Annotated in this window: 24 protein-coding genes and 1 tRNA gene; 11 read left to right on the forward strand and 14 right to left on the reverse strand. The window is 71.1% G+C overall.

Translation table 11 applies throughout. The features are described from left to right. Positions 1-88: 88 nt before the first annotated feature. The 6 genes from KZ820_RS04065 to KZ820_RS04090 are packed head-to-tail and all read right to left on the reverse strand — an operon-like array spanning position 89 to position 7,098. Entirely contained in the window at positions 89-1,819 is a 1,731-nt protein-coding gene (locus KZ820_RS04065) for a hypothetical protein (protein WP_219747360.1), read from the reverse strand. A 1-nt stretch (position 1,820) separates the two neighbouring features. Next, on the reverse strand, positions 1,821-3,047 hold the full coding sequence (locus tag KZ820_RS22120) for an O-antigen ligase family protein (protein WP_219747361.1): 1,227 nt from the start codon (positions 3,045-3,047) through the stop codon (positions 1,821-1,823). Positions 3,048-3,097: 50 nt separating this feature from the next. Next, a complete protein-coding gene (locus tag KZ820_RS04075) occupies positions 3,098-4,201 on the reverse strand; it encodes an acyltransferase family protein (RefSeq protein ID WP_219747362.1) in 1,104 nt (367 codons plus the stop codon). Positions 4,202-4,229: 28 nt separating this feature from the next. Further along, on the reverse strand, positions 4,230-5,255 hold the full coding sequence (locus KZ820_RS04080) for an NAD-dependent epimerase/dehydratase family protein (RefSeq protein WP_219747363.1): 1,026 nt from the start codon (positions 5,253-5,255) through the stop codon (positions 4,230-4,232). Continuing rightward, positions 5,252-5,620, reverse strand: coding sequence for a DMT family transporter (locus tag KZ820_RS04085; protein WP_183920954.1), 369 nt, complete (start codon positions 5,618-5,620; stop codon positions 5,252-5,254). The genes KZ820_RS04080 and KZ820_RS04085 overlap by 4 nt, the downstream gene beginning before the upstream one ends. Beyond that, a complete protein-coding gene (locus tag KZ820_RS04090) occupies positions 5,617-7,098 on the reverse strand; it encodes a UbiA family prenyltransferase (RefSeq protein ID WP_219747364.1) in 1,482 nt (493 codons plus the stop codon). The genes KZ820_RS04085 and KZ820_RS04090 overlap by 4 nt, the downstream gene beginning before the upstream one ends. A 208-nt stretch (positions 7,099-7,306) precedes the next feature. Here KZ820_RS04090 and KZ820_RS04095 point away from each other — a divergent pair, with 208 nt between their 5' ends. Beyond that, entirely contained in the window at positions 7,307-8,914 is a 1,608-nt protein-coding gene (locus KZ820_RS04095) for a hypothetical protein (protein ID WP_219747365.1), read from the forward strand. On the opposite strand, the gene KZ820_RS04100 is transcribed toward KZ820_RS04095, so the two are convergent. Both KZ820_RS04100 and KZ820_RS04105 read right to left on the reverse strand, forming a co-directional pair. Continuing rightward, positions 8,881-10,026 carry a glycosyltransferase family 4 protein gene (locus tag KZ820_RS04100; protein WP_219747366.1) on the reverse strand — a complete coding sequence of 382 codons (1,146 nt, stop codon included), beginning with the start codon at positions 10,024-10,026 and terminating at the stop codon, positions 8,881-8,883. The two genes, KZ820_RS04095 and KZ820_RS04100, sit on opposite strands and share 34 nt — an antisense overlap. After that, on the reverse strand, positions 10,027-10,896 hold the full coding sequence (locus KZ820_RS04105) for a hypothetical protein (RefSeq protein ID WP_219747367.1): 870 nt from the start codon (positions 10,894-10,896) through the stop codon (positions 10,027-10,029). Between the two features lie 118 nt (positions 10,897-11,014). On the opposite strand from KZ820_RS04105, the gene KZ820_RS04110 reads away from it, so the two are divergent. Further along, on the forward strand, positions 11,015-12,397 hold the full coding sequence (locus tag KZ820_RS04110) for a lipopolysaccharide biosynthesis protein (RefSeq protein WP_219747368.1): 1,383 nt from the start codon (positions 11,015-11,017) through the stop codon (positions 12,395-12,397). A 19-nt stretch (positions 12,398-12,416) separates the two neighbouring features. Here the strand turns inward: KZ820_RS04110 and KZ820_RS04115 are convergent, their stop codons facing one another. Then, a complete protein-coding gene (locus KZ820_RS04115; protein ID WP_219747369.1) occupies positions 12,417-13,427 on the reverse strand; it encodes a polyprenyl synthetase family protein in 1,011 nt (336 codons plus the stop codon). Positions 13,428-13,528: 101 nt separating this feature from the next. Here KZ820_RS04115 and KZ820_RS04120 point away from each other — a divergent pair, with 101 nt between their 5' ends. Then, on the forward strand, positions 13,529-13,810 hold the full coding sequence (locus KZ820_RS04120) for a chorismate mutase (protein WP_183920961.1): 282 nt from the start codon (positions 13,529-13,531) through the stop codon (positions 13,808-13,810). Positions 13,811-13,816: 6 nt separating this feature from the next. Here the strand turns inward: KZ820_RS04120 and KZ820_RS04125 are convergent, their stop codons facing one another. Then, positions 13,817-14,332, reverse strand: coding sequence for a GAF domain-containing protein (locus KZ820_RS04125; RefSeq protein ID WP_219747370.1), 516 nt, complete (start codon positions 14,330-14,332; stop codon positions 13,817-13,819). Positions 14,333-14,510: 178 nt separating this feature from the next. On the opposite strand from KZ820_RS04125, the gene KZ820_RS04130 reads away from it, so the two are divergent. After that, positions 14,511-15,464: a cation diffusion facilitator family transporter gene (locus KZ820_RS04130; RefSeq protein ID WP_219747371.1), complete on the forward strand. Its 954-nt coding sequence runs from the start codon at positions 14,511-14,513 to the stop codon at positions 15,462-15,464. Then, complete coding sequence (locus KZ820_RS04135) at positions 15,461-16,102, forward strand: hypothetical protein (protein WP_219747372.1); 642 nt, start codon at positions 15,461-15,463, stop codon at positions 16,100-16,102. The genes KZ820_RS04130 and KZ820_RS04135 overlap by 4 nt, the downstream gene beginning before the upstream one ends. Before the next feature lie 7 nt (positions 16,103-16,109). Here the strand turns inward: KZ820_RS04135 and KZ820_RS04140 are convergent, their stop codons facing one another. Next, positions 16,110-16,733, reverse strand: a complete 624-nt coding sequence (locus KZ820_RS04140) for a DUF4893 domain-containing protein (protein WP_219747373.1) — start codon at positions 16,731-16,733, stop codon at positions 16,110-16,112. After that, positions 16,730-17,515: a 3-hydroxybutyrate dehydrogenase gene (locus tag KZ820_RS04145; protein WP_219747374.1), complete on the reverse strand. Its 786-nt coding sequence runs from the start codon at positions 17,513-17,515 to the stop codon at positions 16,730-16,732. The genes KZ820_RS04140 and KZ820_RS04145 overlap by 4 nt, the downstream gene beginning before the upstream one ends. A gap of 114 nt (positions 17,516-17,629) precedes the next feature. Between KZ820_RS04145 and ypfJ the strand changes: the two genes are divergently transcribed. Next, positions 17,630-18,541, forward strand: a complete 912-nt coding sequence (ypfJ, locus tag KZ820_RS04150; protein WP_219747375.1) for a KPN_02809 family neutral zinc metallopeptidase — start codon at positions 17,630-17,632, stop codon at positions 18,539-18,541. Positions 18,542-18,739: 198 nt separating this feature from the next. Continuing rightward, complete coding sequence (locus KZ820_RS04155; RefSeq protein ID WP_219747376.1) at positions 18,740-20,503, forward strand: methyl-accepting chemotaxis protein; 1,764 nt, start codon at positions 18,740-18,742, stop codon at positions 20,501-20,503. Between the two features lie 77 nt (positions 20,504-20,580). Here KZ820_RS04155 and KZ820_RS04160 read toward each other — a convergent pair whose 3' ends face one another. Beyond that, positions 20,581-21,906 carry a DUF2171 domain-containing protein gene (locus KZ820_RS04160; RefSeq protein WP_219747377.1) on the reverse strand — a complete coding sequence of 442 codons (1,326 nt, stop codon included), beginning with the start codon at positions 21,904-21,906 and terminating at the stop codon, positions 20,581-20,583. 237 nt (positions 21,907-22,143) lie between these two features. On the opposite strand from KZ820_RS04160, the gene KZ820_RS04165 reads away from it, so the two are divergent. The 4 genes from KZ820_RS04165 to KZ820_RS04180 all read left to right on the forward strand — a co-directional run bounded on the left by KZ820_RS04165 (position 22,144) and on the right by KZ820_RS04180 (position 24,213). Continuing rightward, positions 22,144-22,219, forward strand: a tRNA-Ala gene (locus KZ820_RS04165). Positions 22,220-22,272: 53 nt separating this feature from the next. Next, positions 22,273-23,037: an NUDIX hydrolase gene (locus KZ820_RS04170; protein WP_219747378.1), complete on the forward strand. Its 765-nt coding sequence runs from the start codon at positions 22,273-22,275 to the stop codon at positions 23,035-23,037. Positions 23,038-23,090: 53 nt separating this feature from the next. Further along, positions 23,091-23,789, forward strand: coding sequence for an extensin-like domain-containing protein (locus tag KZ820_RS04175; protein ID WP_373368998.1), 699 nt, complete (start codon positions 23,091-23,093; stop codon positions 23,787-23,789). Between the two features lie 88 nt (positions 23,790-23,877). Beyond that, positions 23,878-24,213 carry a barstar family protein gene (locus tag KZ820_RS04180; protein ID WP_219747379.1) on the forward strand — a complete coding sequence of 112 codons (336 nt, stop codon included), beginning with the start codon at positions 23,878-23,880 and terminating at the stop codon, positions 24,211-24,213. A gap of 6 nt (positions 24,214-24,219) precedes the next feature. Here KZ820_RS04180 and KZ820_RS04185 read toward each other — a convergent pair whose 3' ends face one another. After that, entirely contained in the window at positions 24,220-24,771 is a 552-nt protein-coding gene (locus KZ820_RS04185; protein WP_219747380.1) for a hypothetical protein, read from the reverse strand. Positions 24,772-24,897 lie beyond the last annotated feature (126 nt).

The following is a 24,897-nucleotide window of genomic DNA, read 5'->3' on the forward strand; positions in this document are numbered from 1 at the left end:
GTGACCGGCGACGGGAGATTAGGTCCGAAGCGGTATCGCGGTAAGTGGGGTATCGGGGCGCAGGTTGGCTCCGAAGGGGTAGTCCGTCTCAGCGCACCGTCACCAGCGCTGAGTCGATCGCGTCACCGCCGTAGCGGCCGATACAGTCGATCTCGTAGACCCGCGTCGCCTTGACTCTCACGACGCGCGCACCCGCCTCGCCCGCGGCGGCGCCGTCGAGCTTGCACGAGCGGATATTCTCGCCGCTCCACCGCAGCGTCACGGCGCCACCGCCCGACACCTGCGCGGGATCCGCGCTGAGGGCGATCGACGGCAGCGGCCCCGGGTCGGCGATGGCGCGGCCGCAGGCGGGGCGCGGCACCAGGGACGGCTGCACCGTTACCGTTGCGCGATCCCCCGCCAGCTCGGAGAGATAAGCCTCTAGCTTGGTATAGCCGTCGCCGCCGAGCATGTTGCGATCGTTCGGGTTGGACGGCGACAGGCCGTGCGCGAGTTCCCACTCGTCCGCGATGCCGTCACCGTCGCGATCGGCCGGCGCGGCGCCGCCGGTGAGCGCAGGCCAGCCACCGACCTGCGCCGGGTCGTCGAGCACCGCGCCGCGACACGCGACCAGACCGCCGACGACGCGGGAGTCAGCGGCGTCGCGCCGCGGCCGCGTTGCTCCCACCGCGGCGACGACGCGGCGGTAGGCGGTGCCGGCGTCGTCGATCTCGCTCGCCGCCATCGAGAGCGTGCCGATCGGCGCCGCCGAGACGTAGCGCCAGTCGCCGGGCTCGAGCACCAGCCGCTCGTCGCCGCGATCCTCCAGCCGGTGCACGTCGAGGTTGCCGCGCAGGTGGATCCGGAAACGCGCCGGATAGTCGCGGAAGTAGTTGACGAGGTACAGCTGCTTCGTCGCCTCGGACGAGGGGCCCATGATCGCGCTGTTGCCGATCGCGTTGACGTCGAGGTCGCCGAAGCGCGTGTACAGCTCGGCGTTGTAGCTCACCGAGTTGAAGATCACGTTGTCGATCATGTCGAACTGCCCGCGCAGGTTGACGAGCGGGTTGCGGCGGACGTTGCTGGCGATGAGGTTGTGGTGGAACGTCACCGCGTGCGCGCCATAGCCGAAATAGGTGCCGCGGCTGTGTGGACCACGGTTGGCGCGGTTGAGCCCCTCGGCCAGGATCGACCATTGCACCGTCACATTGCGGGTCTGCCCGCAGCGACCGGTCTCATGCCCGGCGCCGACGATGTTGATGCCCTCGTCGGTCGGCCAGGAGGTCGAGAGATGATCCAGGATGACGTCATGCGCGCCGCCGCTGATCTGGATCGTGTCGACGTTGTCCGACGAGCGCGGCGAGGCGCCCGGACGCAGGCGGAAGTGGCGCAGCACTACGTCGTGCGTGCGCACCAGCATCGGCGCGTTCCCCGAGGCGCCGTTGCGCAGCGCGACGCCGCCGGGCGAGGTCTGGCCGGCGACGGTGAGGAACGGCTGCGTCACCTTGATCCAGTCGCGCAGCACGATCGTGCCGCTCACCCTGAAGACGCAGGTACGCGCGCCGCTCGCCTCGGCGCAGTCGCGCAGCGAGCCCGGTCCCGAGTCGGCGAGCGTCGTCACCGCGATCACGCGTCCGCCGCGGCCACCGCGCGCGTAGCGGCCGAAGCCCTGTGCGCCCGGGAAGGCGGGAAGCGCGTGCGGCGCGTCACTGGTGTCGCAGTCGACGGGGAAGCTCTCCTCCGCCGCCGCGGGCACCGCGACCCCGCCCTCGATCGCGGGGAGCAGCAGGGCGCCGAGCAGCAGCAACGCGGCGATGAGCAGGACGCGCGTCCGCGTCATCTCACGCCTCGACGCGGCGCGAGAGCAGCGCGGCCACCGCGCGCGGCGTCCGCCGCACCGCACCGCCGTGCGCCATCGCCAGCGACAGGATCACCGGCACCGACCACAGCCGCGCGTACATGTGCGGGCTGGCGGCCGAGAAGATCAGGAAGGTCACCAGTACCGCCAGCACCAGCCCGGCGACGTCGCGCTCGCGCCGCAGCGTCGACAGCGCCACCATCACCAGCACCACCAGCATGCCGAGCCAGCCGAGCAGCGCGACCAACCCGCCCTCGACCCAGACCAGTAGATACATATTGTGCACCGGCGCTTTCAGCTTGCTGATCACGCGATGCTGGTCGACGCCGACGCCGCTGAACGGGTGCTGCTCGATCATCGACCAGGCGTCGTCGATCAGCGCGACGCGGCCGGTGAACGTGCCGGCCTCGCTGATGTCGCCGTTCTCGATCGCGCCGGCGACTCGCTTGTTGAAGGTTTCGGGCAGCATCAGCCCGGTCTGGCTCACCACCAGCGCGGCGGCGAACAGCCCGCCGACCACCCAGCGCGGCAGCCGGATGCCCGCGATCACGCCGAAGATCGCCAGCCCGATGGCTGCGCTGGAGAAAGCGGTGAAGGAGGCGGTCAGCAGTAGCGACACCAGCAGCACCGCGAAGGCGACCAGCATCGCCGCGGTGCGCAGCCGCCCGGCGCGCCACAGGAAAAGGACGAAGGGCAAGGTCATGGCGATCGCCGCGCCGTTCCAATTGGCATCGGTGGCAAACACGCCGAGCCGGCGATTACCCGAGAGGAAGTCGAGCCCGAGCACCTTGCGCGCGACCTCGAACGAGGCCTGGAACGAGACATAGATGAGGATGCCGAACGCCTCCATCGCCACCATCCCCGCCACCAGCGCGCGCGCCAGCGTGGTGGCGTAGGCGCGGCCATGGCCGGCGATCGCGAACGGCAGCACCACCCAGGCGAAGGCATATTGCATGGCGACGATCAGCCAGCGCGACGGATCACGCGCGCCGAGCGAGGCGACCAGCAGCCCCGCCATCATCACCGTGAACGACATCAGCCACGCCGGCTGCAAGGCGCCGAACGGCTGCAGCGGGAGGCGGTGGCGCGAGGCGAGCAGGCCGAGGCCGAGCAGGAAGAGTAGGTCGCTCAGCGTGAACATGATGTCGAGCGAGGGTCGCCACGACAGATAGGAGGACAGCGCCACCGCGAGGATGATCGGCCGTGGCACCTCAGCGCCGGTCGCGCCCCGCGACCGCGACAACGGGAGCGCGGCGGCGGTCACGCGCGCTGGGCCGTCATGGTGGCGTCGGTCGCCGCGTCACCGCGCGCGATCCGGTCGGCGCGATAGATGCGCTGGCGGAAGAAGCGCTCGTAGGGCCAGCGCTCGAGCCAGAGATGGACGACATGGCTCGCCACCAGCGACCCGCCCGCGACCAGCAGCGCGAAGGGCAGCATCGAGTGGAGCAGATCCTCGGTGAACAGGCCGTGGCGCACGAACAGCTTGCGCAGCGCGAGATAGATATAGGGGTGGACCAGGTACAGGCTGTAGCTGATCGTGCCGAGGTAGGCGAAGACGCGGTTGCCGAGCAGCCGCTCGGTCCAGCTCCCCGGCGCCACCGCGCAGTAGAAGTAGGTGGCGGTCGAGAGGATCAGCGGGACCACGACCGGGTCGCGGAAATCGCGCCACCTATACTCGTAATGCGCGTGGCTCGCCAGCGCCGTCATCGCGGCGAAGGCGAGCAGCTCGACCCAGCGCGTCGCGCGGCTGCCGTCGGGATAGCGCCAGCGCAGCAGCCGGATGGCGACACCGGCGACGAAATAGAGCGCGATCGGGAACGCAAGCACGAAAGCCAGCGCCGCCGCCACCGCCAGTGTTCCTGTCAGCCGGTCGCGCCGCTTCACCGCCAGGGTCACCACCGCGCAGGTGAGTGCGTAGAACATCACCTCGTAGCTCAGGCTCCAGGCGTTGGGAGTAAGCTGGTCGGTGCCGGTGAAGAGATTGGTGAAGGTGAAGCCCGCGACGACCGCCAACGGCGTGTTGATCTTGGGATAGGCGTCAGTCACCGCGTTGAGCGCGACGAACAGCACCGAGAGGACCGCGAAGAGCGGGTACAGGCGCAGCCCGCGCCGCAGCGCGAACTCGCCGGGGGCGTAGCGCAGCGAGCTCGGCAGGATGACGAAACCGCTGATGACGAAGAACAGCATCACGCCGAAGGTGGCGACGTGCCAGGGCGCCCGTGTGAGCGCGACATAGGTCGCGTTGTCGGCGTAGACGTGGCGCGCCGGGCCGCCGATGATGTGAGCGAACACCACCATCGCCGAGGCGAGCCCGCGCAGCCCGTGCGCGGCGACGACATGCTCGCCGCGCGCTCCCTTACCCACGACCGACGCCGACCTCACGCGCGCACTCCTAGCTGACGCCCCGGCTCGGCGCGGCGAGCGACACCGCCGGGGCGTCGTGCCCGCGCGCTGGCTGCGAGCGGAAATGATGATAAGCGTCGAACAGGATGTCGGCGTCGCGGCGGCTCGGCGACCAGTCGAGCGCGGCGCCGGTCGCGGCTGTGTCGAGCACATAATCCGCATCGGCGATCGCGAACTGTTCGGGGTAGAGCAGCGGCACGCCGGCCCGGTCCATCGTCGCCAGCGTACGCTGCACCAGCCTGGCGGGGGTCGGCAGCACGACCGAGCGCGAGCCCGCACGCGCGATCAGCGAGCGCAGCAAATCGCGCACCGTCGGCGGCTCGCTCGAGCCGAGATTGAACGGACCCGGCGGCAGCCCACGGTCGGCGGCGCGGATCAGCGCGGTAACGCAATCCTCCACCGCGATCATCTGGTAGCGGTTGCGCCCGCTGCCGATCATCGGCACCGGCAGCCCCAGCGCGATCAACCGGAACAGCTTGGCGAGAATGCCGAGCCGCCCCGCCCCCGCGATCAGCCGCGGGCGGAAGACGGTGGCGCGCAGCCCGAACTCGTCCGCCGCGGCGGCGATCAGCCGCTCCGCGCCCACCTTGCTGCGACCGTACGGCCCGATCGGCACCTGCTGATGCGTCGGCGGCACCGGGGTGTGGACGGGCACGCCATAGGTCATGTCGGTCGAGACGAAGAGCAACTGGCGCGTCCCGGCCGCGCGCATCGCCGCCAGCAGCGCGCGCGTGCCCTCGACGTTCACAGCGGCAAACCAGCCGTCGCGGTCGTGCCGCGGCACCGCGCCGTGGAACTGGCGCGCCGCGAGATGGTGCACCACGTCGTCGCGGCCGAGCCGGAGCCGCGCGAGGTCGTCGGTGCTCGCGACATCGCCGAGGACCACCTCGTCGATCGCGGCACGCGGCGCGACCTGGTCGAACACCGTGACCCGCTCGCCCCGCGCCGCCAGCGCGGCGGCGAGCCGCTCGCCGAGGAAGCCGGCGCCGCCGGTGATGACGTGGCGGCGGCTCACGCCGTCTTCCCCACGACGAGCACGCCGAGGCAGATCAGCGCGATCCCGGCCGCCCGCGCCGGTCCCACGGTCTCGCTGAGGAACAGCACGCCCAGCACCGCGGCGAGAACATAACCCATCGACAGCATCGGATAGGCGACGCTCACCTGGGTCCGGCTCAGCACCACTAGCCACAGGCCGATGCTGGCGGCGTAGCAGGCCATGCCCGCCCACAGCCACGGGTTGGCGACGAGGCTTGTGCCGAGCGCGATCGGCTCGGACAGCGCGGGGAGCGCGCGAAAGGTCATCGCCTTGCGCAGCGCCACCTGGGCGAGCGCGTTGAGCGAGACGCTGACGACGATGAGAGCGAAGAGTGCCAGCGTCACGCGACCCTTCCTCCCACCGCGACGAGCCATAATCCCGCCACCGCGGCGGCATGCCACCAGCTCACCCGATCGCGCAGCGCGAAGATCACCGGGTCGTCGTCGAGCGCGCCGCGGTGCGCGAGCAGCCAGACGCGCATGACCCACAGGCAGAGCACCGCCGGGATCAGGTACAAGGCGCCGTCGAGCGCGTAGAGCCCGCTCGGCATCGCGTCGACCGACATATACATGACCATGACCAGCACCGAGACGACGCCGGCGGCGACGCCGAGCGCGAGCGTCAGCGGCTCATCGCCGGGGAGATAGCCGCGACCGTGCACCGGCCGCCCGCTGCGCGCCGCCTGCACCAGCTCGGCCGAGCGCTTCGCCAGCGCGAGCGAGAGGAACAGCGTCGCGGTGAAGGTCGCCAGCCACAGCGAGACAGGATGGCCGATTACCACCATGCCGGCGACGACGCGCAGCGTGAACAGCGCGGCGATGGCGGCGACGTCGACCAGCGGCTCGCGCTTGAGCCGGAAGGAGTAGAGCAACGTGAGGGCGGCGTAGCAGGACAGTGCCGCGCCGAACGCGGGCGCGAGCAGCCAGCCGGCGATCAGCCCGGCGCCCAGCAGCCCCGCCGCGAGCGGCACCGCGGCGGCGAGCGGGATCAGGCCGGCGGCGAGCGCGCGATAGCGCTTGCTCGGGTGGCGGCGGTCGGCCGAGAGATCGGCGAGGTCGTTGATCAGATAGGTCGCGGAAGCCACGACGCCGAACAACACGAAGGCGGCGAGCGCCTGGAGCAGCAGCGCCGGCGCGACGAACTCATGGCTCAGCACGATCGGCGCGAGCACGAGCAGGTTCTTGCTCCACTGGTGGAGGCGGAGCGCCTTCACCCAGTCGCGTGCGCGCACCGGACGGCGCGGCAGCAACTCGGGCACGATCCGCTCGTGCGCGAGCCGCCGCGCCACGCCGCGCCGGTCCCCCGCCAGCAGCGCGGCATCCGCGCGACGCCACACGGGCAGGTCGGCCAGGCTGTCGCCGACATAGTCGAAGCCGTTCGGGAAGCGCCGCGCGAGCGCCTCGGCCTTGGCCTCTGCCTTGAGGTTCGCCGCGCCGTCGCTGCCGGTCGCGCTGTCGAACAGCCCGGTCGCGGCGGCCACGCCGTCGGCGATGAGCTGGTCGGCGGCGGTGACGAGATGGACCTCGCCGCCCGAGGCACGCCGACGCGCGATCGCCTCGACCACCGCCGGATCGAGCGGCAGCGCCTCGCAGTCGAGACCGGCGTGGAGCATCGCGGCGCGCTTGAAGGCAGCACGGCCCTGCCCCAGCGCGCGCGCCACCGTCGGGACCCGCCGGGGATAGCGGAAGACGAGCGTGACCAGGCACTCGTGCAGCGTGTCGGTCCGCACCAAGCTATGGTCGAGATCGACGACGAGCGGGCGGGATCGCGCCGGGGCGTCGCCCCGCACCTCCGCCATCGCCAGAGCCGTCCCGTCGTCCATCGGCTGCCCCCAACCCTTCGTCCCCGCGGCGACGATGCGAGATCGCGCCGGCGAAGTCGCACGGTCAGGCGGGTAAAACCGGGCGCAACCGGGCTAATGCGATCGATGCCCGCTACCACCAATGATCGCGCGTCCGCTCCGCTCGCGCGCTTCGTCTCGTGGCGACATCCGATACGATCGCGACGAACACGCGGTCGGGGGCGGATGAATGGCGAGTGTGGCTGCGGCGATAGTACCGGCGCGCGTGGGCAAGGCGACGCGATCGCGCGCGCTGCTCGCGGCGATGGTGGCGATCGGGCTGGCGTTGGTCGGGCTGTTCGGCCGGCTGATGACCTATCCGCTGCGCCACGACGAGCAGATGTACCTGCCGATCGCCACCATGCTGGCGCGCGGCCGGCTCTACGACGATTACGGCTTCAACAATTTGCCCAATCTGCCGCTGCTGATGCACGCGGTGCTGCGCGTGACCGGCGCGGAGCAAGTGCTGCTCGCCGGGCGGCTGACGATCTTCGCCGGCTGGCTGGTGGCGGCGACGGCGATGCTGCTGCTGGTGCGGCGGCTCACCCGCTCGTGGCCGCTCGGGGCGCTCGCCGCGCTGCTGCTGCTCACCCATCCGCTGCTGCTCGGCCCGGCGGGGATGCTGGTCACCAACAACTTCCTGCCGCTCGCCTTCGTGCTGATGGCGACCTACCTGCTGATCGCCGGCGCCGATCGCGACGTCCCCGCGCCGCTGCTGGTGGCAGCGAGCGGGCTGTGCCTCGGCGTCGCCGCGGGCTTCAAGGCCAATTACGTCTTCGCGCTGCCGCCGTTCGCGCTCGCCGCGCTGCTGGCCCCGGCGCGGCTGCCGCTGATGACGCGTATGCGGCGGGTGACCTTACCCTTCGTCGCGGGCGGGATTATCGGCGCGCTGCCGCCGCTGATCTATCTCACGAAAGACCCGAGCGGCTTCGTCACGCACGTGCTCGGCTACCATAGCGGCCCCCACGTCGCATATTGGACCGCCAACGCCGATCTCGACGGCGCCAAGATCCTCGACCTGCCCGGCAAGCTCGTGCTCGCCGTCAAGGTGTGGCTGATCTCGTCCGCCGGCCTGATCGCCGTCGCGCTTCTGCTCGCGGCGACCGCGGCGTGGCGGCTGCGCGGCTATGGCGCGGCGCGGGTGCGCTGGCCGCACCGACTGATCGTCGCGCTGCTCGTGGGCGGCCTGCTGGTGTCCTTCGTGCCCAGCCCCGCCTTCCCGCAATATTACGCGCCGCCGGTCCCCTTCGCGATCGCGCTGGCGGTCACGCTGGCGGGCCGGATCAAGGGCCGCGCCCGCGCCGCCGCGCTGCTGCTGCTGCTCGGCGCGCTGCTGCTGTCGGCGCCGCGGCTGGCGCTCGGCTGGCCCGATGCGGTGCGCAGCGCGCGCTGGACCGGCACGGTGACGCACGATCAGGGGCAGCGCCTCGCCGCGCTGCTCCGCGCCGAGCGCCGCGGTGCGACGATCGCGACGCTGGCACCGCTCTACGCGGTCGAGGGTGGGCTGGCCGTGCCGGCGGCGCTCGCCACCGGGCCGCTGGTGTACCGGGTCGGCGACTACGTGCCGCTGCGGCAGCGCCGCCATTATGCGAACTGGGTATCGCCGACCACGATCGACGAGCTGCTCGCCGCGTCGCCGCCGGCGGCGGTGCTGGTCGGGTTCGAGGGTAAGCTGGACGGGCCGCTCGCCTCGTTCGCACGATCGCGCCGGTACCGCCGGGTCACACTGCCGTGGCTCAGCGACCGCTACGGCAGCGGTACGCTCTATCTGGCGCCGGCGGCCAGCATCTCGTCGTAGACCGCCATGATCGCGTCGGCATGCGCCTGCTCGCCGAAGCGCGCGCGCGCGTCGGTCGCGGCGTCGCGCGCGATCCGCGCCGCGAGCGCCGGCTCGCCCAACACGCGCGCGCAGCCGTCCGCGAGCGCGACGGCGTCCTCGGCCGCCACCAACAGCCCGGTGCGCTCGTGCGCGATCGCCTCGACGTTGCCGCCCGACCGAGTCGCCACCACCGGCGTGCCGACCAGCATGGCCTCCACCAGGGTGCGGCCGAACGGCTCGTCCACCGCGGGCACCATCAGCACGTCGCTCGCCGCCAGCCAATAGGCGCCTGGGGTACGGTGACCGAGCAGGTGGATCCGGTCCGCCACGCCCGCCACGGCGGCGCGCGCGCGCACCTGCTCGTCCATGCCGTCGAGTGCCTCACCGAACATCACGCCGGCGACGTCGAGCTCGGGCCGGCGCGCCTTGAGGGCGGCGATCGCGTCGACGAACAGCAGCGGGCGCTTCCGCTCGATCATCACCCCGGCGTAGGCGACGTAGCGCGTCCCGCCGCCCGGCGGGATCAGCGCGGCGAGCGCGGCGCGCGCCTCGGCGCGGTCATGCTGCATGTGATGGTCGAACGGGCTGCGGATCACGCGCGTGCGCGCCGCGGCGGAGTAGCGCCCCGGCTTCGGCGCGGAGAAGGCCGACACCGACACGACCCGGTCGGCGAGCAGCGGCGCGACCACGCGAAGCCCCATCGCGTCCGGCGCCCCGCGGTGGTGCCACAGCAGCCGCGCCCGCGCGAGCTTGGCGGCGAGCCCCCAGGTCGCGTGGCTGCGCCCGTCGTTGCTGTGGACGATGCCGATCCCGCGCGCGCGCAGATAGTCGCGCAGCCGCAGCGAGGTGGCGACCAGTCGCGCCGCCCCGGCGGGGGACACGGCGCGGCCGTGCACCAACTCGGGCGACAGCGGCGCGGGTTCGGTCGCGATCCCGGCCTCGGCGAAGAAGCGCGCCATCGCGCCGTCGGGGTGCTGCAACAGCACCAGCGGCGTGTAGCGCGCGCGATCGAGCCGCCGGATCAGCCCGGCGGCCGAGACGTGGCTGCCGCCGATCAGGTCACCGACGAACGGAAAACAGACCGTCGTCACTCACTTGTTCCAGGCGGGCAGTGATGCCTCCAGCGCGAGCCACTCGGCCTCGGCGCCGCCGTTGAAGCGATCCGCGATCTCGAGCCGCGCGCCGTCGTCCGAGACGCGGAACAGCGTCGCGACGTGGCGCCGCTTGAGCGTCCGCGCCAGCAGCAGCCACGCGCCCGGACCCGAGAGATAGCTCACCGTATGCGCGATGCCGAGCCGCAATTGCTCGACGTTGAAATAGCCGGGATGCAGCAGGTTGGCGACGCGCACCAGGTCGAAACGGCGGTGATAGGCCGCGGTCGGCGCGAAGATGTCGTTGCACTCGATCGTCACGCGCGGGCGCTCGGCCAGCCGCGGGCTGACGAGCCGCACCGCGCTGGCACCGGAGGCGCCCGCCGCGACCAGCCGCCGCGCGCGCCCGCCGAGCGTGGCGTTGAGCGCACTGCGTACGCCGCGCATCCCGGTGTAGCGGTCGGCGCGGCGGAACCACGGGCGAACCGGCAGGCCGAACAGATCGTGCTGGATGGGCGCGCCGCCGTCGTCGAGCAGCGTCCGCACTCCCGGTAGCACGCGGACGAGATGCCCGCTGACCGACCGGTCGGTCCCCGTCACGCGCGCGTCGATCCCGGCCTCGCGAAGCCGGTCGTACAGCGCCAGCGTCGTCGTGCCCGAGGAGACGCCGATGTCGAGCACCTCGCGGATCGGTCGCGCCGACTGGCGCAGCAGCGCGATACAGGCGGCGTCGAGATCGGCGAAACGATCGTGCGCGGTCGTCTTGTACGTGGCATTATCGGTGCGCAGCTCGTTGAAGAAGCTGTCCTCCTGCGCGGGCCAGATCTCCTTCGGATCGGCCGCGAAGAAGCGCGCTGCGGTCATCGGCATGTTCAGTCCCCCCGGTCGCCGCGATCCTAGCAAAGCCGTCGTCGCGACCGGGCGGCGATTCGGGATTACGCCCGCGGGACGCCGCCGCGACCGCCCGCATGCGCTAGAACGGGTCCGTATGAGGGGGACGGGCGTGACGGGTGAGCGGTTGAGGACGGCGGCGACATGGGCGCTCACACCGGCACGGTGGCGCGCGCTGCTTGGTGAGCGGCGCGTCCGGGCGGTCGGGCATCTGCTGACCGGCACCGCGGCCACGGTGGGGATCACGCTGATCACCGTCGGGCTCGCGGCGCGCGCGCTCGGACCGGCTGGCTACGGCGCGCTCGCACTCGTGCTGACGCTCGGACAGGCGTGCGAGCGACTGCTCAGCTTCCAGTCATGGCAGCCGCTGATCCGCTACGGCGCCGCGCTCGACTCGCCCGAGCACGAGGCCGACTATCGCAGCCTGCTGAAGTTCGGGCTGCTGCTGGATCTCGGCGGCGGCGCGCTCGCCTGGGCGGTGGCGAGCCTTTTGGTGCTGGCGGGCCGACTGCTGTTCCACCTCGACGGCGGCACGGTGCTGCTCGCCCTCGCCTACATGGTGTCGCTGCTGTTCAACCTGAACGGTATCAGCACCGCGATCTTCCGGCTGACCGGCCAATTCCGGCTGGTCGCGCGGGTGCAGGTGATCAACGCCATCGTCCGCCTCGCCTGCGTCGCCGCTGCCTATGCGGCCAACGCCGGGCTGGCGAGCTTCGTGCTGATCTGGGCGGTGACTCAGGCGCTCGGCTCACTCGCCAATTTCGGGACCGCCTGGTGGCTGCTGCGGCGGACCGGACGCCATCGGCTGTGGCGCGCCTCGCTGACAGGGCTGCGCGAGCGTTTTCCCGGCCTGTGGCGCTTCGCGCTCGGCTCCAACCTGTCGCTAAGCCTCTGGGCGAGCGCGCAGCAGGTCGACACCTTGCTGGTCGGCTGGCTCGCCGACCCGGTCTCGGCGGGCCTCTTCCACATCGCCAAGCGGATCAGCCGCGTCGTCCAGCAGGTCGGCAGCCAGGTCGAATCGGTGGTCTACCCCGATCTCAGCCGGCTCGCTGCGGCGGGCGAGCAGCGCCAGTTCAACCGCGTGCTGCTGCAGACCGAGGCGATCCTGGCGGCGTTCGGGGGAGCCTGCTTCCTCGGCGCGCTGCTGCTCGCGCCGACGCTGCTGCGGCTCGCCGCCGGCCCCGGCTTCGCCGCCGCGGCGCCGCTGCTGACCGTGCAGATCCTCGCAGTGTCGCTGACGATCAGCGGCGCGGCGAGCCGTGCGGCGCTGCTCGCCAGGGGGGCGCAGTCGGCGGTGCTGCGCGTCGTCGGCGCGGCGACCGCGACCTTCTATCTCACCGCGCCCTTCCTGGTGCTGTGGATCGGCGCAATGGGCGCCAATGTCGCGCACGTGCTGTTCGGCACGGTGTGGCTCGCGGGGCTGACGCTGTCGCTGCGGCGCCTGCCGCCCCAGACGATCGGGGCGGCGGCAGTGGCCTAAGCGTCCCTCGAGTCTCGGCTCAGTAGGCGCGCGCGACCGCGAACTCGACCGCCTCGATCATCGAGTCCTTCGCTGCGCTCCCGGGGAAGGCGGCGAGCGAATCGATCGCGAGCTGGCCGTAGTGACGCGCCCGGGCGAAGGTGTCGTCCACCGCGCGCGACTGGCGCACCAGCGCCACCGCCTGGGCGAACTCCTCGTCACCGGCGCGCCGCCCGGAGACGGCGTCGCGCCAGAACGCGCGCTCGTCCTCGCCGCCGCGGGCATAGGCCAGGATCACCGGCAGGGTCATCTTGCCCTCGCGGAAGTCGTCGCCCGCGTCCTTGCCCATGGTCCCCGAGTCGCTGGTGTAATCGATCGCGTCGTCGACCAGCTGGAAGGCGATGCCGAGGTTGCGGCCGTAGGAGTCGAGCGCCAGCTCCTCCGCCTCGCCGCGGTCGGCCACCACCGCGGCGATGCGGCAGGCGGCGGCGAACAGAGCGGCCGTCTTGGCGCCGATAATGTCGAGGTATCGCTCCTCGCCCAGGTCGATCCGGCGCACCGCGGTGAGCTGGTTGACCTCGCCCTCGGCGATCACCGCGCTGGCATTGGACAGGATCTCGAGCGCGCGCAGGCTGCCACCCTCGACCATCAGCTCGAAGGAGCGCGAGAACAGGAAGTCGCCGACCAGCACGCTGGCGGGATTGCCCCAGATGATGTTGGCGGTGCGCTTGCCGCGGCGCAGGTCGGAGCCGTCGACCACGTCGTCGTGCAGCAAGGTCGCGGTGTGGATGAACTCCACCGCGGCGGCGAGCAGGTGATGGCGAGTCCCGCCATAGCCCAGCAGCCGCGCCCCCGCGAGCGTCAGCATCGGTCGCAAGCGCTTGCCGCCCCCCGCGATCAGGTGCCCGGCGAGCTCGGGGATCAGCGGGATCTCCGACCGCATGCGGTCGACGATCACGCGATTGACCGCCGCCATGTCCTCGGCGACCAGATCGATCATCGGATCGAGCGACGGCGACGTGCCGGCGAGACGGTGGAGAGTGGCGCTCATCTACGCTCGCCCTTAGGGGGTCGCACGCGCGCAACGCAAGCGCGGGCTTGCTGTTCGTCATCTCGATCAGCAAGGAGACCGCGCACGCGAGGGAGCCAGCGATGACCGACGACGTCCTGAAACGCTACCGCAAGAGCATCGACAATATCGATGCCGCCTTGGTCTGCCTGCTGGCCGAGCGCTTCAAGATCACCCAGGCGGTCGGCGAATATAAGGCGACGACGGGCCTGCCCGCGGCCGATCCGGGGCGCGAGGAGGCGCAGATCGCGCGGCTGCGGCGGCTCAGCGAGGAGGCCGAGCTCGATCCGGAGTTCTCCGAGAAGTTCCTGCGCTTCATCATCGACGAGGTCATCCGCCACCACCGCGCCGCGCAGCAGGGCTGAGCCGGCTCAGCGCACCTGGAGCCGCTCCAGCCGCGCCACCACCATGCCGGCCTGGCGGCGGAGATAGCCGCGATCGCTGGTCGAGAAGCGCGCGCGCGGCGCGCGATCGAACACGCACAGCGTGCCGAGCGGCAGGCCGGGCCCGGCGAGCAGCGGCGCCGCGGCGTAGAATCGCAGCGAGTCGCGCTCGGTCAGCGCCGGGTTGCCCGCGAAGCGGCGGTCGGCTGCGATATCGGCGACGTGGAACACCTCGCCCGGCGAGAGGATGGCGTGACCACACAGCGAGGTGCGTCGGCTGTAGGCGCCGGCGGCATAGCCCGCCCCGGCGATGATATACTGCCAATCCTTGTAGACGATCGACACCGCCGCGGCATGGGTCTGCAGCGTCTCGCGCACGTCCTCGACCAACGACTGCAGCGCACCGTCCTCGCGGACGCCGAGCGCACCCGACCCTTCGACCAGGCGCTCGCGCGCAGGCTCGTCGGGCGGCACTGATGCCGGCTCGTAGACGGTGATCCCCATGTAATCCTGCTGCCCTGTCGCGGAAGGAAGTTTGTAGCGGAGGAGTGATGAAGGACACGCTTACATCGCCTCCGAAACGACAGTGATCGCGTCATCTGTCGCTTGGACGCGGCACCTTGTCGCGCTCGCGCGTTGGCGCCATCACCGACGCGTCCGGCGCCGGCTTCGAGGAGACTGCATGGCCACGCTCGCCGCGCGGGTGCGCGAGAATATCGTCCTATACGGCGCGCTCGCGGCAAATGTCGGCATCGCGATCGCCAAGTTCGTCGCGGCCGGGATCTCTGGGTCGTCCTCGATGCTGACCGAGGGGGTCCACTCGCTGGTCGACAGCGGCAACCAGATCCTGTTGCTCTACGGCCAGAGCAAGGCACGCCGGGCGCCCGACGCCGCGCACCCGTTCGGCTATGGCCGCGAGCTGTACTTCTGGTCGTTCGTGGTGGCGATCCTGATCTTCGCGGTCGGCGCGGGCGTGTCGATCTACGAGGGTTGGAAGCACTGGCGCGAACCCGAGCCGCTCGCCGACCCGATGCTCAACTATATCGTGCTGGTGATCGCCTTCGCGCTGGAGGGCACTTCCTGGTTCATCGCGATGCGCGAGTTCGCGGCGGCCAAGGGCGACACCGGCTGGTGGCTCGCGATCCGCGAGTCGAAGGATCCGCCCGGCTTCATGGTGCTGTTCGAGGACTCGGCCGCGCTCGCCGGGCTCGTCATCGCCGCGATCGGGGTCTGGGCGAGCCACGCCTACGCCGACCCGCGGATCGACGGACTCGCCTCGATCGCGATCGGCGTGATCCTGGCGCTGGTGGCGGTGCTGCTCGCGCGCGAGAGCAAGGGATTGCTGATCGGCGAGCGCGCCGACCCGGCGGTGGTCGCGACGGTGCGCGCGGTGGTGGAACGCCAGCGCGGCGTCACCGCGGTGAATCATGTCCGCACGATCCACACCGCGCCCGACAGCATCTTCGTCGCGATTAGCGCCGACTTCGACGACTCGCTCACGATGGGCGAAGGCGAGCGGATGATCGAGGCGATCGAGGATCAGCTGCGCGCGGCCGAACCGCGGCTCTCGTCGATCTACATTCGGCCCGAGCGGCGCGAGGACGCCGCCGCCCTTTCCGCCGAGGTGAAGGCGTGATCGCACGCGCGCTCGCGGCGCTGGCGGCGGGACTGCTCACCCTCGCCGTTTCGCCAGCGCAGGCGGCGGTGACGATGACCTTCTGGAGCCGCGACTTCGGCGATTACTTCCCGCACGCCTTCTTCCGGCTGCGCGGAACGCTCGACGCCGGCGGGGCGCCGGTGGACGCGAGCTACGGCTTTACCGCACGCTCGGTGACGCCCGCGATCCTTTTCGGCAACGTCGCAGGGCGGATCGAGCGGCCCAAGCTCGGCTACATGCAGGGCAGCAAGGTGCGCTTCGCCGTGACGCTGAGCGATGCACAATATGGCGCGGTGCTCGCGCTGGTGCGCGAATGGGACGCGACGACGGGCGACTCGACCTACAATCTCGGCAAGCGCAACTGCGTCACGTTCGTGCGCGAGGCGGCGCGACGCGCCGGGCTGACGACCGTGGACTTCCCGAAGCTGATGAAGAAGCCGACGGGCTTCCTGCGCGCGGTGGCGGCGGCCAACCCGGCACAGGTTCGCGTGATCGAGCAGGACGGCAAGACCTATCTCGCCGAGCACCCGCCGCTCGACGGCGTGGTGCCCGTGGAGGCGCCGGTGGCGACGCCGGGCACGCTACCGGCGAAGAAGGCGGACGAGTCCGAAAGGTAGCCGCGGCCTACCTCGCTGGCACGAGCTCCACCACGTCGAGCAGCGACTCGAACGCCGGCTGCGGCAGCGCCACGCGCCAGCGCGCCGGGCCGATCCGCTCGACCCAGCCGGCCAGGTCGCGCGCCGGCTCACGACCGTAAGGATAGGGCCGCGCCTCGTCGCCGAGGATCATGACTCCGAGGAAGACGGCGCGGAGCCCGTTATCGGCGAAGATCACCCCCGTCGGGCGCTGCGAGCCGGTGAGCTTCTCCAGCCGGACCGTACCGCCCTCGTCGGCCGCGACGCGGCAGGCGAAAGCGGGATAATCGACATAGTCGAGCTGCCCCGGCTGCCGCGCGCCGAGCTTGTACACGCGGCAGTTGTAGCTCCCCAGCGGAGGAATGGGCTGATCCAGCGCGCGGTCATAGTCGAACAGCGCGCCTTGGGCGGCGACCGCTTCGGGCGCGGCGCGGCGGGCGGCGGCGAGCGCGCGCTGCCAGGTCTGGCGCCACGCGCGCAGCCGCTCGCGGTCGCTCGGCGTTGCGACCCGGCGCCAGTCGCTGCCGGCAGCGACCGGGATCAGCCGCGGCGCCGCGCTGTTGCCGCAGCCGAAGAGCGCGGCGACGAGCGCGAGCGCGATGGTGCGCCTCACGCCGCGGTCCAGCCACCATCGACCGACAGATTGGCGCCCGTGACCGCGCTCGCCGCGTCTCCGCAGAGGAAGAGCACGAGCGCGGCGACCTGCTCCGACGTGACGAACTGCTTGGTCGGCTGCGCGGCGAGCAGCACGTCGTCGATCACCTGCTCGCGCGTCAGCCCGCGCGCCGCCATGGTCGCGGGGATCTGCTGCTCCACCAGCGGCGTCCAGACATAGCCGGGCGAGACGCAATTGACGGTGATGGCCTCGGCCGCGGTCTCCAGCGCGACCGTCTTGGTCAGCCCGACCAGCCCGTGCTTGGCGGCGACGTAGGCGGACTTGTTGGGGCTGGCGACCAGACTGTGCGCCGAGGCGGTCGACACGATCCGGCCCCAGCCCCGCGCGCGCATGTGCGGCACCGCGGCGCGCATCGCGTGAAAGGCGCTGCTCAGGTTGATCGCGAGGATCGCGTCCCACTTTTCCGCCGGGAAGTCGGCGATCGGCGAGACGAACTGGATCCCGGCGTTGTTGACGAGAATGTCGGGCCCGCCCCAGGCATGATGCGCTCGCTGGATCATCGCCGCGATCTCGTCGGGGCGGGCCATATCGGCGGGATCGTGCAGCGCCTCGGCGCCGCTCGCCCGCGTGAGCTCGGCGAGCGCGGTCGCGATCGTTTCCTCCTCGCCGAAGCCGTTGATCATGACCCGAGCGCCCTCGGCGGCGAGCGCGTGCGCGATCGCCAGACCGATGCCCGAGGTCGACCCGGTCACCACGGCGCTCTTACCTGTCAGGATCATCCGCTCGTCTCCTTTGGCTGCCCCCATCGGTGAGCCGGCACGCGCTTGCAACCCGCCAGCCCCCGAACGCATTCATGCCGTGACGGATACGAAACGCCTGGGGGGACCCGATCGATGCGGCTCGACGATTATGACAACGACATCAACGTCGGCGAAGCGCGCGGCGGCGGAGGGCTCGGCGGCGGCGGCGGTGGCGGTGGACTGCTGCTCGGTCTGCTGCCGCTGATCGGCAGCCGGTTCGGCTGCGGCGGCATCGTCGTGGTGCTGCTGCTGCTGGCGGTGTTCGGCGGGCTGGGCAACCTCGGCGGCCTGCTCAGCGGAGGCGGCACGACCTCGGCGCCGACCGCGCAGGTCGGACCCTCTGAGGGTGGTAGCGTCCGCCAGATCTGCGACGCCTCTCCTCAGCGGCGCGAGACCTGCCAGGCATTCAGCAACGCGCAGAACACATGGGAGCAGATCTTCGCCAAGGAAGGGCAGCGCTTCAGCCCGCCGATGCTGCGCTTCTTCGACGGCAGCGGCCAGTCGGGCTGCGGCCAGGCGATGTCCGCGATGGGTCCGTTCTACTGCCCGACCGACAACGGCATCTACCTCGACACCGAGTTCTTCGACGAGCTGACCAACCGCTTCAAGGCGCCCGGCGACTTCGCGCAATATTACGTGATCGCACACGAGTTCGGCCATCATATCCAGAAGCTGCTCGGCACCTCCGATCAGGTGCAGCGCGCCCAGGCGCGCGGCGGCGAGCGCGAGGGCAACGCGCTGTCGGTGCGGCTCGAGCTCCAGGCCGACTGCTACGCGGGCGTGTGGGCGGCGCAGAACCGTCAGCGGCTCGACCCCGGCGATGTCGAGGAAGGTATGCGCGCGGCGCAGGCGATCGGCGACGACACGCTCCAGAAGGAAGCGCAGGGGCGCGTCGTACCCGACAGCTTCACCCACGGCACCTCGGCGCAGCGCCAGACCTGGCTGCGGCGTGGCATGGAAAGCGGCGACCCGGCACAGTGCGACACCTTCTCGGGCGCGATCTGAGAAAGCGCCGCCCTCCCCTCCTATGTTACCGTCATCCCGGATTTGTTCCGAGATGACGGTACGAAGATGACGGCCCTCCTCTCGCCGGCCGTCCCTCACCCAGATTAGTAGCCGCATTTTAAGCATTTCCGGTCACGTAAGGCCAAGATCGGCGCGCGCGACGCGCCTCCCTAAGCTGAACGAAGATCGGGTTTGTACATGCGAGCAGTGGCGAAGACGCTGGTGGGGCGGAGCCTGTCCGCCAAGATAACGATGCTGATCGTGCTGTCGCTCGGTCTGCTCGCGCTGGTGACCGCCGGCGTCACCGCGACGATCCTCGGCGCCAACGCCGAGCAGCGCGCCACCGAGCGTCAGGAAGCGAACATGCGCGTCGCCTGGGACGTGCTCCACCGCTACGGCCGCGCCGCCCGCGTCGAGGGCGACACGCTGGTGATGGGCGCGCACGCGCTCAACGGCGACAATGATGCGGTCGACCATGTGAAGGCGCTGGTCGGCGGCACCGCCACGATCTTCCGCGGCGACACGCGTGTCGCCACCAACGTCAAGAACCCCGACGGCACGCGCGCGGTCGGTACCACGCTCACCAGCCAGGCGGTGCGCGACGCGGTGCTGCGCGACGGGAAGCCCTATCGCGGCCGCGCCGACATCCTCGGCACCCCGTTCTTCACCGCCTATGATCCGATCACCGATGCCAGTGGCAAGGTGATCGGCGTGCTGTACGTCGGTATCCCCGCGGCGCAGTTCCTCGCCGACCTCCACGAGGTGCAGTTCAGCATCGCGCTCGCCGCGCTGCTCGTCACCGTCGCGGCGGCGCTGGCCTGCCTCGCCGTGACGCGGCGCATGTTCCGGCCGCTGGGCGAGATGCGCGGCGCGATGCAGCAGCTAGCGCGCGGGGAGCTCCAGGTCACCGTCCCTGGGCTCGACCGCGGCGATGAGATCGGCACCATGGCCAAATCGGTCAGCGTCTTCCGGGAGGGCGCCTTGGCCAAGGCCCGTGCCGACTCGGAGCAGCACGAGGTCGTCGAGACGCTCGCACGCCACCTCGCCGCGCTCGCCGCCGGGCAGCTCACCGCGCGCATCGACGGTACCTTCCCCGACAGCTACGAGCGGCTGCGCGCCGATTACAACAACGCGCTCGACGAGATCCGCGGCGCGATTGGCGCGATCCGCGACGGCAGCGCCGCGGTGCACGGCCACACCGCCGAGCTGAGCCAGGCGTCCGACGACCTGTCGCGTCGCACCGAGCACCAGGCGGCCAGCCTGGAGGAAACGTCGGCGGCGATGAGCGAGATCGCCGGCACGATGCGCCAGGCCGCCGACGGCGCCTCCAAGGCGCATGAGGCGATGGAGACGGTCCACGACGAGGCGCAGCGCGGCGGCGCGGTGGTGCGCGACGCGGTCGCGGCGATGGGGCGACTGGAGCAGGCCTCGGCCGAGATCGGCGCGATCATCGCGGTTATCGACGCGATCGCTTTCCAGACCAACCTGCTCGCGCTCAACGCCGGGGTCGAGGCAGCACGCGCCGGCGACGCCGGCAAGGGCTTCGCGGTGGTCGCCAACGAGGTGCGCGCCCTCGCCGCGCGCTGCGCCGACGCCGCGACCGACGTGCGCCAGCGCATCACGCAGAGCGGCGAACAGGTCGACGCCAGCGTCCGCCTCGTCAACGAGACCGGCGCCGCGCTGGAGCGTATCACCGGGCAGATCGGCGCCATCGGCGGCCTCGTGGCCGAGATCGCGACCTCGGCCCGCGCGCAGGCCAGCGGGCTCGACCAGATCGACGTGGCACTCAACCAGATCGACGGCGTGACGCAGCAGAATGCCGCGATGGTGGAGGAGATCACCGCGGTCTCGCGCAACCTCGAGAGCGAGGCCGACTCGCTCACGCAGGAGGTGTCGCGCTTCGTCGTCGACGCGCGCGCGCTCGGCCGTACCGAGGCGCCGCGTCGCGCGCTCGCGGCCTGAAAAGAAGGCCCCGGGCGTCACCGCCCGGGGCCTCTGTGTCGCGCAGGTCAACGACCCGCACGCGCGGCCGTCTGGGTTCAGTACGTGCCCGAGAAGCTACGGTTGAGGTTGGTCGAACCGGTGTCGTCGCCGATCGCCGAGCCGGTCGCCGACGAACCGGCGGTCGAACCCGACGCGGCCGTGCTGCTGCCCGAGGTCGCACTCGTGCCCGACGTGGCGCCGCGGCTCAGCGAACCGTCACGCTGGCGGTCGCTGTCGTTGCCGCGATCGCCGTAGCCGAACATCGCCTGGTTCTTCTCCTCGGTGCGCCAGTGCTGCTTGGCCTCGTCCGCGGTCTTGGTCAGCGTGACCTTCTTGTCCTCGACCGACTTGATCCAGCGCGACGGGATCGAGTGGTGCTGCCCACCCGCGTCGGCGTCGTTCTTGGTCAGCAGGATGCGGTCACCGCGCACCTTGTCGACGGTCCCGACATGGCTGCCGTCCGAGCCGACGACCTCGTCATGCTCCTGCACCTTGTCGAGCGAGTCGCGCTGACCCTGGCGCTCGCTCCGCCACGAGGCGAACTCGTTGTGGAACTTCGTCCGGTTCTCCTGACGATACTCGTCATAGTCGCGATCGAACGATGCGATCTGGCCCGAGCGCCAGCTGTGATAGTCGCCGTCGCGATGGCGGTCGCTCTCGTCACGCTGGTTATAGTAGCGCTCGTCGTAGCGGCTGTCGGCCTCGCGGCGGCGCTCGGCGTCCTCGTCACCGAACCAGCTTCGGACCTCGTCACCAGCGCGTGCCAGGAAGCCGCGCTCGTCGTAATCATAGCCCTGCGGCTGGCGACCATAGTCGCGCCCGCCTTGCTGGCGACCGCGGTAATTGTCGTCGTCGGCGTGGCGACGCGAGCCGACGTCGTCGAAGCGACGTCCGTCCGAGGCGTAGCTGCCGTGATAGTCGCTGCCTTGGCCCTGCTGGCCATAGCCGCGGCTCTGCGACCCATAGCCCTGCTGGCCATAGCTGCGATTGCCATAGTTCTGGTTGCCATAGTCCTGGCGCTGGAAGCGGTCACGATCCTGACCGTACCCGGACTGACCATATTGCTGCGCACCATACCGGCCGCGGTCATTGCCGCCGAAGCCGCCCTCGCCATAGCCCCGGTCGCCGTAGCTGCGCTCCCCGCGATTGTCGTCGCGATAGCCGCTCGCGTAGCCGGCGTTGCCATATTCGCGACGGCCATAGGAGCCGCGATCGTCATCGTCGCGGTCGCGGTCGAACGCGCCGGCCGCCTGATAGTCGCGCGCACTCGAGTAGCTCTGGTTGCGGCCCGATCCATAATCGCGACCATAGTCCTGAGTCTCACTGCGGCCGTAATAGTCGCCCTGGGGATTGGTACCGCGCGGATAGCGTTCGTAACCCATGATGGTTCTCCTACGTGACACGTCGCGCGGCGCCTTGCGTCGTCGCGAGCGGGCAGACTGACAAGGATCAAACGGGCCGATCGTTCCTACCGTTGCGCGCGCGCAACAGCTCCTTGTCGCAGGCGGCTAACGGCTCGCCTGCGCGACAGGATTTCGAGGTTATCGACGATTTCGTGTTGCGCGCCCCGGACGTGCCGGCTAAGGGCGGCGCTCCCCGGCGATGCCAGGGAAGCGGGCGGGGCTGTAGCTCAGATGGGAGAGCGCTGCAATCGCACTGCAGAGGTCAGGGGTTCGATTCCCCTCAGCTCCACCACCCGCCCGATCGCTCCCCTGCGCCGCCGCTGAGGCACGATCGCGGGGACACGCATGATCGATCCCGACGATGACGCGACACTACCGCCGGCAATTCCCGCCGCGACGCTGATCGTGTTCCGTGACCGCGCGGGCCTGCCGCCCGAGCTGCTGCTGGTCGAGCGCTCGCCGCGACTCGCCTTCGCGCCCGGCGCCACCGTCTTCCCCGGCGGGCGGGTCGACCCCGGCGACGTGGCGTTCGCCGACGCGCTCGGGCCGAACGCCCCGGCCGACGCCGCCGCGCGCATCGCCGCGATTCGCGAGACGATCGAGGAGACCGGCGTCGCGATCGGCGTGGCCGCACCGGCCTCCGTCGACCCGATCCGCGCCGCGCTCCGCCACGGCGCGGCGTTGCGCGAGGCGCTGGGCGGCAGCGCGCTCGACCTGGGCCAGCTGGTGCCGTTCGCGCATTGGCGGCCGCGCGAGCACCACGCGCGCGTGTTCGATGCGCTCTTCTATCTCGCCCGCCTGCCCATCGACGCCCTGCCCGCCCGCGTCGACTCGACCGAGAACGTGCGGCTCGACTGGGCCAGCGCGCGTGAGACGCTCGACGCTGCCGCGCGCGGCGAGCGCACCCTGATCTTCCCGACCCGCCGCAACCTCGAGCGGCTGGCGCAGTTTGCCAACTATGACGAGGCGGTGGCGCACGCGCGCGCCACGCCGGTGCGGCGGATCACGCCGTGGATCGAGCCGCGCGACGGAGTCGACCACCTCTGCATCCCCGACGATCTCGGCTATCCGATCACCGCCGAGCCGGTGGCAGTCGTGCGACGCGACTGAGCGCGGGCGCGCGCCTGCTTCGCGGGACGCGCCGCACGCTCGCGGCGGCGGTGGTGCTGGTGCTGCTCGCCGCGGCGGCGCTGGTGGCGTGGAGTTACCTGCGCGGCCGTCCGCAGGACCTGCCCTGGGCGCCGCTCGACCTCGGCCAGCCGGTCGGCCTGTTCACCGGCCGCAAGCTCGCCGCGCTCGACGGCGCGCCGGCGCGCTGCGCCGCGCTGCTCGACCAGGCGGGGGTGCGTTACGCTGCCGTGCCGGCCCGGCGACCGGCGGAGTCGCAGTGCGGCTATGACTCGGCGGTGCGGCTGGAGAACGGCGGCGCACGGCGGATCGCGCTCGCCCCCGCGAGCGTCGCGGTTGCCTGCCCCGTCGCCGCTGCGCTGGCCGTGTGGGAATGGGACGTGGTCGCGCCCGCCGCGCAGCGTCACTTCGGCACGCGCGTCAGCCGGATCGAGCATCTCGGCAGCTATTCCTGCCGTCGCATGTACGGTCGCAGCACCGGCGGCTGGAGCGAGCACGCCACCGCCAACGCGCTCGACGTCGCCGCTTTTCAACTCGCCGACGGCACGCGCGTCAGCGTGCTGGGCGATTGGGCCGGCGGGGATGCCAAAGCGGCGTTCCTGCGCGACGTGCGCGACGGCGCCTGTCGCGTGTTCGCCACGGTGCTCTCGCCCGACTATAACGCCGCTCATCGTGATCACCTCCACCTCGACCAGGCCGCGCGCGGCGCGACGGGCTGGCGTGCGTGTCGGTAGGTCAGGGATCTCGCGAAAGAAGTGCGTCGAGGTCATTTACCTGTCGGCGCGTCGGCGTCGATAGGTCCGCGCGCCCGATGACTTGCGCATGAGGGATCCGCTCACTCTTCGCCTCGACGCGCGCGGCTGGTACTCGCGCGAAGCGATGTGGCGCGCGCTGCTCGACGCGCTCGGCGCGCCCGAGTGGCATGGCCACAGCCTCGACGCGCTCTACGACTCGCTCGTATCGGGGCTCGATCGCGTACGCCCGCCGTTGCTCGTGGAGCTGGTCGGCGCGGCAGAGTGCCCGGCGGCGCTCGTGGCGTATCTGACCCGCGTCCGCGAGGTGTTCGCCGACGCGGGCGCTGTCTTGGGCGGGATGGTCGAGCTGCGCTTCACGCCCACACCGCCGCGATCGCGCCCCCCAACGCGATCGCGGCAATAGCAGCGCTCAGTTGGGCAGCGCGGTGACGTCGACCTTCTCGACCCAGGCCGGGAAGAAGGCGGGCTGCCGCGACGACCAGCCCGACGCGGTGGCCGCCGCCTCGCTGATCGACTGGAGCAGCGCTCGGCGCAGCTCGGGGTGAAGATGCGGCATCGCCGCCGCGGCGCAGAAGGCCGAGGGCAGCCACGGCCGCACCTGCGCGCCGACCAGCCGCTCGTAGAGGAAGCGATAGGCCGAGAAGGTGGTGATCCGTCCCTGCCCGAGATCGAAGGCGGAGAGCGTGATCAGCGGCGCGAGCAGCTGCTCGGCTGCCTCGAGCCCGCTGTCGTCGGGCACCAGCGCGCGGATCGCGGGGAGGCGGCGATAATGATGCGCCTGCGCGCGGATGCTGGCCGCCTCGACGACGTCGCGGGACCAGCGCACCATCGCGTCCTCGCGATCAAGCCCGACATCGAGGCTGCGGCGCACGTAGCGCTGGGTCGCCGCCGCGAAGCCCGCGAATTCCTTCATCTCGGCCAATGTCATCGCGCCCTCGGCCGGCTTCCTTCTGGCACCCATGATCCGTACCCCGCCCCAGCGTTTCAACCGGGAGGATCATGCGCGAAAAGGGTTAACGCAGCCCTTAACGCGCGTGCCTTCCGATTGTCATCAATCCATCACGATCTGTGCCGCACCGCAACATGG

Source organism: Sphingomonas citri, assembly GCF_019429485.1.
GTDB lineage: Bacteria > Pseudomonadota > Alphaproteobacteria > Sphingomonadales > Sphingomonadaceae > Sphingomonas > Sphingomonas citri.